This is a genomic window from Labrenzia sp. OB1 (genome assembly GCF_001624695.1).
Lineage (GTDB): Bacteria > Pseudomonadota > Alphaproteobacteria > Rhizobiales > Stappiaceae > Roseibium.
Genome location: NZ_JSEP01000044.1, coordinates 1 through 10,836, shown reverse-complemented (window position 1 = coordinate 10,836; position 10,836 = coordinate 1). Strand labels below are relative to the sequence as shown.

Here is a 10,836-nt window from a genome sequence, read left to right as displayed (position 1 = left end):
GGGAAAGTCCTTCGGCAGTGCCCGCCACTGACAGCCGCTGCCCGCGATATAAAGGACCGCGTTCACCACCTCTCGCATGTCGGTCTTGCGTGGCCGACCGCCGGATTTGGCCGGAGGGATCAGCGGCGCCAAAATCGCCCATTCCCGATCCATCAAATCAGTTGGATAACGCAGATCGTCCCGGTTATGCTGTTTGCGAGTGATATCATCCCAGGGCATTCGATCCTCCATCTTCTCGACAAAGACGGTTGAATCACAACCCTTTGATATCACTCAACTACTTTTAAATCAGGCTCTTAACTCGCTGTCCGAATGTCCAGGACTACTTGATCATTTTGAATCAAGTTCACGGCGTTCAGATGCCCAAGTGATACCGGCTGCTGTTTCCTGGCAGCTGAGCAGATAGCTCGAGTTCTGATGCAAGCAAATCTTGGAATGAATTGAGCCCTTCGTTTGTCAACGCCAATCGGGCTGCAAGCCAAAACGCTTTGTCGTCGATAATGCTGAGATGTCGCTCTCGCGCATTGTCCATTATGAATTCAGTTGTGTTGTTATCCTGAAGAATGCGGTAGCGGAGTTTCTCCAAATTTGGAAAGAGCACTGCCAACTCCTTGCTTTTCTCGGTGTCATCGTCAGTGTCGCCCAAAACACTTCCGTTTTCCGGGCCTACTTTTTGCAAAAGGCTGTCTGAGATTTTGAACAACAGAACACTCTTGTAATTTTCTGCTCTGTTGATTTCGTTTTGCTTGCTCTTAATGTCGTCATTTATTTGCTTAATCTGATTTGACAGCGCTTCGATTTGTTTGTTTACAGCCTCCTGGCCGTTTTCCGTTTCCTGAGCCTCCTGGCCGTTTTCCGTTTCCTGAGCCTCCTGGCCGTTTTCCGTTTCCTGAGCCTCCTGGCCGTTTTCCGTTTCCTGAGCCTCTTGCAGTTGACTTATCTGATTTTCCAGAGGCAAGATTAATTTTTCAAGGCCTTCGATTTCATTTTTATTTGCCTCGATACTTTTTATATTTTGTCGAAATTCGCCACGTGCATTGCGTACCTTGGAACCATTTGAAATGGATTTCATGACTGTATTATCGCTTGCCAGTTGTTTGGCTTCAAGCTGATCACGCATTGCTTCAACTTCCGCGTCGCCCATATTGCCTGGAATCGATAAGCCGGTCAGATTGGCCATCGTGAATGGTGGTCGGTAAGCGAGCGCGAGCTCGCTCTGCAAACCCGTTTCAGACAACGAAACTGCCGACGTTGCGTTCTGTCTTGTGTAGGTGGGGTGCTGGCGATCAGGCGCCGCTCGAGACTGTGAAACAGGTTCGCCGTTTCCTGACACACCAGTAGATGTAGACATGCGGTGCACCCTTTAATTATTGGGTTGTTACAGATTTCAGAAATCTGCCTGAGCAGGGCAACCTGCACTGTACTAAATGATGCACGTAGTAGCAAAGTATGACCTGAGACCCGAATTCCATCCAAATCAGGAACACGGGCTGGCTGCGTGTTCTGATTTTATCAGGTCCATCGGTACCTTGTTGCCGATGGCATCGGGAGGTCTGTGTTCATTGTAGTCCTTGCGCCAATCCTCCAATTTTTCGGCTGCATCTGCAAGGCTCAGGAACCGGTGCGCATTCAGGCACTCTGCCCTGAACCGGCCATTGAAGGCCTCGATGAACGCGTTGTCCGTCGGTTTCCCCGGCCTTGAGAAGTCCGGCGTGACGCCCCTTCGATAGGCCCAAAGATCAGGATCCCGGGAGATGAACCCGGAGCCCCGGTCGACCCGGATCGTCTTGAGATAGCCAATCCAGGTGCAGACAGTTTCCAGCGTTCTCTTCCCGGCAGGCCTCAGAGCTTTAGTTTGACAATGTCCTGGAGCATTTCCTTGTCGAGAGACAAGTCAGCGACGATCTTCTTCAGCCGGGCATTCTCCTGCTCCAGTTCTCGAAGCTACTTCATCTCCGACGGCATCAGGCCCGCGTATTTCTTCCGCCAGTTGAAATACGTCGCCTGACTGATCCCAGCCTCACGGCAGATCTCTGCCACCGGAACACCTTCTTCCCCACGCTTGACGATGAACGCCTTCTGCGCATCCGAAAATTTCGATGCCTTCATCAATTCCACTCCTTCCCTGCCAGGAAAATCGTCGCGGAAAACTCTAACTCAAATCGGCGGCATTTAGCGGGAGCACATCAGGCGAAAACGCCGACTGGGTAAGGACGGAACCCGTCAAAAAAAGGCAAAAAAAAGCATAAATGCGCCTTCCGTTATGCAATATTAACCGCATGTGTGACATCCAGCACATTTGCCAACTCGCGATGAAACTAGTCTCGGCGCGATCAAGCAAACATACAGGAGCCAGCGTGTTTCATGAACCCGACGATTTGAGAATTTGCGCCGGACCGGTGAAGCCAGGTGCGATGGGTTTTGACTCGCCCGGTTCGCCGGTAGAACCCGGCCCTGCATCATATCTGGTTGAGCAATTGGACAGAGTTCTTTTTAGAGACGATTCGGGAGCGCGAGCAGTGCAATGCTTTCTGAATGAAATCGGACTAAAATGGCTTGTTGACGGCGGCGTCGGAACTGATCGTGAAGAAAGTCTGAGAGTTCTCGCAGCAGACCTTTCTACCTGTCGCGAAATCTACGAAACGGGCTACATACATTTCGAACGTGAAGACTATACGAAGGCTGCCAGCTATTTTTTGCTAAGTCTGACTCATCAAGCAACGCGTAATGGGGGCTACATAGCGTTGGCGGCCTGCGCTAGCCGCGAGGGCTTTTTCCAAAGTAGCTACAGCCTTGCCCTTGCTGCCATTGAAATCGATGCGCTACATCCACGCAGTCATCTGATTGCTGGCAGTTGCGCCTGGCATCTAAAAGACAAGCGCAAAGCCAAGTATCATTTTGCTGCTGCAAACCGGCTCTCTCGCCGGTGCACATCCTACCGGCCGGAACAGCGAACAGCACAGCGTTTGCTGCTAACGATCCAGTTTTCTTAAAAAAGGTTCAATGAATGACATAGCGGTCGATTGATCGGTCTCAAAACACCCTCGCAAGTTCGGATTTTGCATTAGAATTCAGCTCATTGACCAGCTGCCGCAGGCCGCTCGGAGCACATCCGAATTTGGCCTTGAAGTGGTTACTGAAGCTTGCATGATCCGAAAATCCTAGGTCCCCGGCAATGACGCTGATCGGCCTTGTTTCTTGTCCAGAAACAATTTCGCGCCAACTTGCCTCTAACTTGGCTGAGCGTACAAAATTGCCGACGCCACCCACCGGCTCAAAAATCTTGTATAGCTGCCTTCGTGAGACTTTCAGTTCTTCCTGCAGCATTGTTGGTGTCAGCGCAGCAGACCGCAGATTGGTCATAATGTATTTTTTTGCCGCTTCAAGTTGGCCGACAAGTGCCGAAGGTTGGCTTTCTTCGCTGGAACAATCTGAACAGCTGATCCAGGTCCGGATAACGGATTCAGTCATCAGTGCGATCTGTGGAATTTCATCCTGTTTGGCATGAGGCAAAGCAGATGCTATCGCTTCTAGGTAAAGCGCAAGCGTAGACGACATATTGTCATCCGTGTCTCTGTTAATAAGACTTTTGCTCACCTCTTCAAATCTCTCGAATTCATACTTCGGAAAATAAAGATGAAATGCCTTGTTCCGGCTGATGCTTGCTCTGCGAATGGTAGCGACCGATCCCATTTCAAGCTTCTGGCCCTCGAACCGTATCGTGCGATCGCCGACTTCAACATCACAATAGCCGTATAGCCGGAGCGTAATGAAATAATAAGGCGAGGCGTTCGACTGATATTCATAGCGCATAGGGGCTCGTTCATGTGCATCCGTCTCTGTAATCGCAAATAAGAACGGGTCGGCTTTGTAGATCTTCTTCTTTAAAAGGAAGCCCTTCTTCAGATCAGTTCCTTGAGGTAATTTGATATCAACAAGACCAGAGGCCTCCTTTGCAGCGATTGCAAACTGCTCCTCAACTTCAGAGTTTGACGAATCAAATGTGTAAACTGGATCTGCCTTCATATCTCTCTTTCGAGTTGTTCTTTGTTGATTCGCTTTACTCTATCCACCGAACAGCCAATTATCCAGATTAAATGCAATGAACATGAAAAAATCTCACCGCGTGATTTCTATTTATCTATTTTTTAATTAATTGATTATTTAATATTTTAAATTAGTTATTCTTGCAATAAATATATTTATAGATTTATTTGATATTAATACAGTTACGTACTCCAGTAAATCATGTTCCTGTCTGTCAAGAATCCAGTGAGAGTAACGCAGCTGAGCGTGGTGAACTCGGTCTTACACAGGCGATCGGTCGCGGGCACTGCGTCGGGCAGTGTGCGCATCAGCCAGTAGACGGCGCTGTGCAGGATGAGCTGGACACCCGCAAAAATCTATCCTTTTCGGCTTGCTTCTGATTCACTGATTGCATGGAGTTGCGGTGATGAATCCGAGCAGTCTTTTCAGCCTTTCCGATCATCTTGAACGCTTAAGCAAGGACGGCGATCCGCTTGAGGTTTTGGATGCGATAGTGGATTTCGAATATTTCCGCGACTGGCTGGTGGAGGGGCTTGGCTATGGCGACGGGTCCAAGGGCGGTCGCCCGCCGTTTGACCCGGTTTCGATGTTCAAGGTCCTGATCCTTCAGGCGCAGCACAATCTGAGTGACGCGAAGATGGAATTCCCTCCTCTCGGCACTTGCGCTGCAAATACCTGCCGGGCATGGGTCCGGGACCGGCTGTCCTGGATGCGCTTTCTTGGGTTTGAATTGGGTGGGGCCACGCCGGACGAGAACACGATCCGGCACTTCCGTAACCGCATGACAGAGACTGGCACACTGAAGCGTGTGATGAAGGCCTTCGACTGGCAATTGAAGAAGAAGCGTTACATCCCGATGTCCGGCCAGATCGTCGATGCCACTCTGGCGCCCGCGCCCAAGCAACGTAATACCAAAGACGAGAAGGATGCGGTCAAGGCGGGCAAACCGGCCAAGGAGATCTGGCCGGATGAGCCCAACAAGGCCGCCCAGAAGGACACCAACGCCCGCTGGACGCTGAAGATCGGTGGAAAAATACGGTATCGGCCCGACGGGATGCCTCTGCCGCAAATAGCGTTGCCGGTGTTTGGCTACAAGAGCCACATCAGTATTGACCGGTGCTTCGGCTTCATCCGGGGCTGTCATGTGACGTCTGCCCCAGACGCGGATGGCCGGCAGTTGAAGCATGTGGTCACCAAGGACAACACCGCGTCGGATGTTTGGGCGGACAGCGCCTATCGCTCAAACCAGCGTCAAATCGCCAGTTTTTGCGGGTGTCCAACTAAGACGGGCTAGCGGGTCTGTATAGCTACGAAGGCATCAGTTCATCACCGCAAACGCCCACTGCCAAAAACGTTCAAATATGAAAAATTAGTCTTGCTCTGAATCGCTAAAAGTTTCGCTGATAAATCCAAAACCACCAAAATGCTGATAGAGATACACCTCACTGTCATCATCATACACAGATGTGGCGTGTTCAGATTGCTCGTCGTTATGGTCGAATACCAAGGATTCCGAGAACCTGTGTTTGAAGTCTTCGTTCAAAAGTTTGAGCTCTCCTTTCTTAGCGGCATCGGCGGAAATCGTTATTTCGCTGTTCACCTCGACCAACAGCGTGCTTCCCTGGTCAACGTCACTGCCTCCCAATCTGCCAAAATAAGCGGCCTTTCCCGTGTGATATTTGATCCCGAATGCTTTCAATGTCCAATCAAACACGACTTTGTAGTTTCCTTCATCCGTCTTGGACACAATGATTTCCGCATCACGAAACCGGTCAACAGGCTGTCGTTCTGATCTACTTGAATCCGCTGGATCCAGATGAAGTTCGACCCGATCACCATTACCGTTCACCATCTTGGTAGAAATGTCGTGCCAGCCTTGCCGGTTCAAAAAACATGAAAGCACCTTGGTTGCTTCGCGTGACCCGGTAAAGTTATTCACAAAGTCAACAGATTCGCGCGTCTTCGTGCCTGCTTTTTCCGAAGCGCCGGTGTGCATCGTTAGATGGCTTTGCCCGCCATCTTCGAACCGGATTTGGGAATGTGGCCAATGCTTAATGACCTTGTCGGAGGCGTCAAATATGTCACTTTCTAGAAATTTACTTTCTTTCAAATAATGATTTGCATTATCTATAAGTAATTTGCCTGGGCTCATCTTCTGCTTTTTCGAATACGTCTGCAAGCCCCCCCCAAAAACCGTCGTACAATCGCTTGTATTTTCCGCGTTTTCCAAAACATGGTCGAACAGTCCGTGCGACATATTCGTGACTGCTTGTCTATCCAGACACGCTTCCAATTCGATCCAATTGATGCACCTGATTTTATCGTCTGTATTTTCAATTCGTTTTGTTCTTCCGCCGACGTCGCCACACGGCAACCCTAAAGCTTCAAACTTCACAAGCATTCGATGATAGAAGGTGTTCTTATCTGAATACACAAGCACAGCTCCGCAATCGGGAACACCTGAGCGAGCTTTCTCAAGATTTTGATATGATATCTTGGCAGCGGCGTCCTGCAATAATTGCAAAACATCATTTTGCGAGACATCCTTGTTAAACAATGCCTTACATCCCTGATAGACGCTTTTGGGATTATTATGTACAAAGCCATTCAGGATTTTGGAAGCTGCGTGGTCTTGAGATTTCTTACGATTTGCTTCGTCGAATGTTGTTTTCCAGTTTTTGAAAGTTTGGGGGACGCTTTCGAAAAAACGGGTGATTTTACTGGCTAACGTTCTTGTGTGCGGAGCAGAGGACAACCGCGTGGTCGCGCCTAAAGCGCTTCGATTGAGGATATATCTTTTCGAGGTTGAATCAAAAGAGCCGCTCTCAATGGAAAAAGGGCTAGGTAAATTTGAGCAATTATTTCTTCCAACGGATGGCATATTTCGCTCCTGCCTCTTTTATCATTGCTATGTTTACAGCAGGATCTTCTGTTGCGGTGTCTCAAATGAGACAGCCAACATGAAATGCCTCCTGGTTCGGCTCAGGGACGTAATTCTTGAAATTCAGTTTTGATTTCGACCGCAAAACCGGCGGCTTCTAGAAGGCCGTTGAAGAAGTCTCTGGCGCTTTGGCTTCACTCGTTGTTCTTTCTGATCCGACGGGATTAGCTGTGGTTTCTGATCAGGTTGTTCCGTTGAGGAGCTGAACTGGCGTTTTGCCGTTGATGCCCATGTGTGGGCGTTTTGTGTTGTACCAGTCAAGCCGCTTCGGCAGGTCGGCTTCCCGTGTCAGAGAGGATCTGAAGGGTATGGCGTAGGCCCATTCCCGCAGCATTGTCTGGGTGAAGCGCTCGGCCTTGCCGTTTGTCTTAAAGCCCGATTCAAAAGTTCATGAGATGACACAATAGGTTGCGAGCCTGCGTGTCATGACCCTGATGCTGGCAATGGCGACCCATGCGGTGGCGCTTTTGACGGATTTCTCCCGGTCCTTGTGCCAGCCTGCGGCATCGTAGGAACCATCCGAACGTGCGTTCAACCACCCATCGGCGGGGTAGGACATGGAAACCTTTGGCAGCATCTGAACGCTTGATGTTCTCGATGGTCCACGGGCCGGTATGCTGTTCGGAAAGCTGGGTTCACATCGGTTCAGAGAGCTGCAAGCGCTCGAGCCCCGGGTCTGATTTTCCCTGCCTTGAACTTCGAAGTCCGTGTCGCGTACTCCTCGTCGATCGCTCACCCAGGCCTTGCGGCCATGTCGTGCCTTTTCCCTTCTCGGTTTCAGGTCACGCCATTCGATAATCCTCTTGTTTGGTTGACATGGCCCAGATCATCCGGGCCATTTTATTCGCCAGCGCAACGGCTGTGACCATCCTGGGCTTGCGTGCTACGAGGGCAGCGAGCCAGCGATTCGAACTGCCACCCTTTCGGACCACCCAGCGGATCACGCTCATCGCTCCGACGATTAGCAGTCGGCGGATATCGGTCTGCCCCATCTTGCTGACCGCCCCGAACCTGGCCTTGCCCCCCGTGGACCTCTGCCGTGGCACGAGGCCGAGCCAGGCCGCAAAATTCCGCCCACTGTCAAAAGTGTCGAGGTCGGGCGCAAACGCCGCAACGGCCCCTGCCGTCACAGGGCCGATCCCGGGGATGGTACAAAGCCGCCGCAACTCAAAATCTGTCTTCGATGCATCCTCCAACTCGTTTGCCAGCCGTTCGATCTCGTCGGTCAGCCGCGCTATCTGCTCGAGATACACCGCCCCCATCTCCCGAACGGGGTCAGGCAGGTCGCTGCTCTCGTCCGCCAGCGCATTCTCTAGTAATTTCAGGCTCGCCGGTCCCTTCGGTGCCACCAGCCCGAATTCGGCCAGATGTCCGCGGAGCGCGTTGATGAGCTGAGTGCGCTGCCGGACCAAGCATTGGTGGGTGCGGAACGCGACGGCATGGCCCTGGGTTTCGGCACTCTTCACTGCCACGAACCGCATGGTCGGACGCATGGCCGCCTCTGCGATAGCCTCCGCGTCCGCGCGGTCATTCTTCTGGCGCTTGACGAACGGTTTCACATACGCCGCCGGCACCAGACGCACTTCATGACCGTGAGATTGTGCCATCCGGCACCAGTGATGCGACGTGGCGCATGCCTCCATAGCAACGACACAGACCGGCTGCTCGCCCAGAAGTGTCGCCAACCGGTTCCTAGACAGTGCACGATTATACAGAACCGTCCCATCGCATCCGACCGCACAAACCTGAAAGCTGCCTTTTGCTAAGTCGATCGCCAGAATGCTGATCTTCGATGTCATTGATGCGCCCTCCGCTCGGTGAATATAGAACCGTCTTGGTATACTCGATGCCGCTGGGTGGGGGCATCCACCGCATCAGTTCAAAGAGCCTGACTGATCCCAGCCTCACGGCAGATCTCCGCAACAGAAACACCTTCTTCGCCACGCTTGACGATGAACGCTTTCTGCGCATCCGAAAACTTCGATGCCTTCATCAATTCCGCTCCTTCCCGGCCAGGAAAATCGTCGCGGAAAACTCTAACTCAAAGCGAGGGCATTTTGCGGGAGCACCTCAATGAGGCTCGCTCAAAAATCGCTGGCATAGGCCAGGAGTTTTCTGCCGGAAAGTGTGTCATTTGACACAACTCACGCATGCGGTCCCCGCCACCTTAAGCAAATCAAAAACTGTCTGCGGGAGTGCTCAGGTGCACGACAATAATGGTTCGTCGCGGGATGCGACAAACTCAGGCCTTCCGGTGTTCCGATCCGGGCAGTGGGCAGATTGGCCTGGGCAGAGCGGCGCATTGCTGGCCCCATTGCTGGCCTTGGGGCGAGATGCCTCGTGCAGGCCGAGTTGCCGTGTTGCCCTCATGCTGGGGGCGGGGCTTGTGTTTGGCAATGCCCCTGTGGCTCTGGCTGGGTGTACTATTGACGGAGAGGTGGAAACACCGCCGTTCACTTCCCTCGAGGGTGGTGACGATCTTGTGTGCAATGATGTGGAGCTTACCGGTACAATAGAAGCGGCAACTGTCGAGGAGGGGGACGACAGTGTCACGATTACGCTTGGGGATGGGATGCCGGATGGTGAGGGCGCTTCCGATACCAAAGTGACGTCTAGTGAAGGCGTTGCCATCTCGTTAGACAATGACACGAAGGTTATCATTTACAGTGACGCTGAACTGAACGCCTACCACGGGGTATATACTACTGGCGATGACAATACGGTGGAGGTGGTCGGCGGCACGATTGAGGCCGGTTCCCACGGGGTATATGCTACTGGCGATGACAATACGGTGGAGGTGGTCAGCGGCACGATTGAGGCTGAAGGGGAGGGTGTATACACTTCTGGTGACGGTTCCACCGTTACGGTGAGCGGCGGCACGATTGAGGCTGAATGGGGCGGTGTACACACTTCTGGTGAAGATTCCACCGTCGCGGTAAGCGGTGGCACGATTGATGCTGAATGGGAAGGTGTATACACTACTGGTGACGATTCCACCGTAGCGGTAAGCGGTGGCAGAATTGAAGGTAAATACGCGGGCGTATACTCTGAAGGTGAGGGTTCTACCGTTACGGTGAGCGGTGGCACGATTGAGGCTGAACGGGAGGGCGTATACTCTGAAGGTGAGGGTTCTACCGTTACGGTGAGTGGCGGCACGATTGATGCTGAATGGGGCGGTGTACACACTTCTGGTGAAGATTCCACCGTAACGGTGAGCGGCGGCACGATTGAGGCTGAACGGGAGGGCGTATACTCTGAAGGTGAGGGTTCTACCGTTACGGTGAGCGGTGGCACGATCGAAGCCGATGACTATGGGATAAACATTCATGGTGACCGCACCACGGTGACGGTGAGTGGCGGGACGGTCAGAACGACCGAAGAAAATGGGGCCGCGATTTACTTCGAATTTACTGGCGAGGGATCTTCCGAGAGCTCGGGCGAAGGAGCTTTCGCGAAATCGAGCGAAGGATCTTCCGCGAAATCTGAGATCCATGCAGGTTCATTGACCATAGGCACGGGCGCTACTGTCGAGGGGAACCTTCTGGCAGRAAGCGGGACGTTTGCGCTGACGCTGAACGGGTTGGGGGAGGCCGTTTTTGACCATGACATCACCGGCTTTGATACACTGACCAAGTCCGAAGCCGGTAGTTGGACCCTTTCCGGGGATATTGAAGGAACTGAGACCCTCACGATCGATACCGGCGCTCTTGTCCTGAATGGAGATGCCTCAGACGTTGCTGTCACCGTCGATGACGGCGGCACGCTTGGGGGAACGGGCACCGTTGGAGACACGTTCGTTGAAGAGGGCGGGAAACTTGCACCGGGCAATTCGATCGGGACATTGAGCG

The 10,836-nt window shown here is 52.3% G+C and carries 8 protein-coding genes and 4 pseudogenes; 3 read left to right on the top strand and 9 right to left on the bottom strand.

Translation table 11 applies throughout. The features are described 5' to 3' along the window. From OA90_RS26835 to OA90_RS28290, 3 genes and pseudogenes are all read right to left on the bottom strand, one after another. Positions 1-219: transposase (locus OA90_RS26835; protein WP_156510692.1), on the bottom strand; the 219-nt coding region annotated here is incomplete at its 3' end. 136 nt (positions 220-355) lie between these two features. Then, a complete protein-coding gene (locus OA90_RS26830; protein ID WP_156510691.1) occupies positions 356-1,351 on the bottom strand; it encodes a hypothetical protein in 996 nt (331 codons plus the stop codon). Positions 1,352-1,477: 126 nt separating this feature from the next. Further along, positions 1,478-2,109: pseudogene (locus OA90_RS28290) on the bottom strand (integrase core domain-containing protein). 248 nt (positions 2,110-2,357) lie between these two features. Between OA90_RS28290 and OA90_RS26820 the strand changes: the two are divergent. Beyond that, entirely contained in the window at positions 2,358-2,993 is a 636-nt protein-coding gene (locus OA90_RS26820) for a hypothetical protein (protein WP_156510690.1), read from the top strand. A 40-nt stretch (positions 2,994-3,033) separates the two neighbouring features. On the opposite strand, the gene OA90_RS26815 is transcribed toward OA90_RS26820, so the two are convergent. Beyond that, the gene (locus OA90_RS26815; protein WP_068420013.1) at positions 3,034-4,026 is read right to left on the bottom strand and encodes a helix-turn-helix domain-containing protein; all 993 of its coding nucleotides are present in this window, start codon (positions 4,024-4,026) and stop codon (positions 3,034-3,036) included. 427 nt (positions 4,027-4,453) lie between these two features. On the opposite strand from OA90_RS26815, the gene OA90_RS26810 reads away from it, so the two are divergent. After that, complete coding sequence (locus OA90_RS26810; protein WP_199823870.1) at positions 4,454-5,341, top strand: transposase; 888 nt, start codon at positions 4,454-4,456, stop codon at positions 5,339-5,341. A gap of 75 nt (positions 5,342-5,416) precedes the next feature. Here the strand turns inward: OA90_RS26810 and OA90_RS26805 are convergent, their stop codons facing one another. The 5 genes and pseudogenes from OA90_RS26805 to OA90_RS28285 form a co-directional block, all read right to left on the bottom strand. After that, entirely contained in the window at positions 5,417-6,928 is a 1,512-nt protein-coding gene (locus tag OA90_RS26805) for a hypothetical protein (RefSeq protein ID WP_156510689.1), read from the bottom strand. A gap of 241 nt (positions 6,929-7,169) precedes the next feature. Next, positions 7,170-7,358, bottom strand: a pseudogene (locus OA90_RS26795) (integrase core domain-containing protein); the annotation flags it as partial. 18 nt (positions 7,359-7,376) lie between these two features. Continuing rightward, a pseudogene (locus OA90_RS26790) lies at positions 7,377-7,599 on the bottom strand (transposase); the annotation flags it as partial. 171 nt (positions 7,600-7,770) lie between these two features. After that, complete coding sequence (locus tag OA90_RS26785) at positions 7,771-8,787, bottom strand: IS110 family transposase (RefSeq protein ID WP_068420007.1); 1,017 nt, start codon at positions 8,785-8,787, stop codon at positions 7,771-7,773. 86 nt (positions 8,788-8,873) lie between these two features. Next, positions 8,874-8,981: pseudogene (locus OA90_RS28285) on the bottom strand (transposase); the annotation flags it as partial. 444 nt (positions 8,982-9,425) lie between these two features. Here OA90_RS28285 and OA90_RS26780 point away from each other — a divergent pair. Beyond that, on the top strand, positions 9,426-10,836 hold a 1,411-nt coding region (locus OA90_RS26780; RefSeq protein ID WP_156510688.1), incomplete at its 3' end, for a hypothetical protein.

Bases quoted from the DNA above. Each gene is read 5' to 3' on its own strand.
- OA90_RS26830 (WP_156510691.1), bottom strand. From the start codon at position 1,351: ATGTCTACATCTACTGGTGTGTCAGGAAACGGCGAACCTGTTTCACAG.
- OA90_RS26815 (WP_068420013.1), bottom strand. From the start codon at position 4,026: ATGAAGGCAGATCCAGTTTACACATTTGATTCGTCAAACTCTGAAGTT.
- OA90_RS26810 (WP_199823870.1), top strand. From the start codon at position 4,454: ATGAATCCGAGCAGTCTTTTCAGCCTTTCCGATCATCTTGAACGCTTA.
- OA90_RS26805 (WP_156510689.1), bottom strand. From the start codon at position 6,928: ATGCCATCCGTTGGAAGAAATAATTGCTCAAATTTACCTAGCCCTTTT.
- OA90_RS26785 (WP_068420007.1), bottom strand. From the start codon at position 8,787: ATGACATCGAAGATCAGCATTCTGGCGATCGACTTAGCAAAAGGCAGC.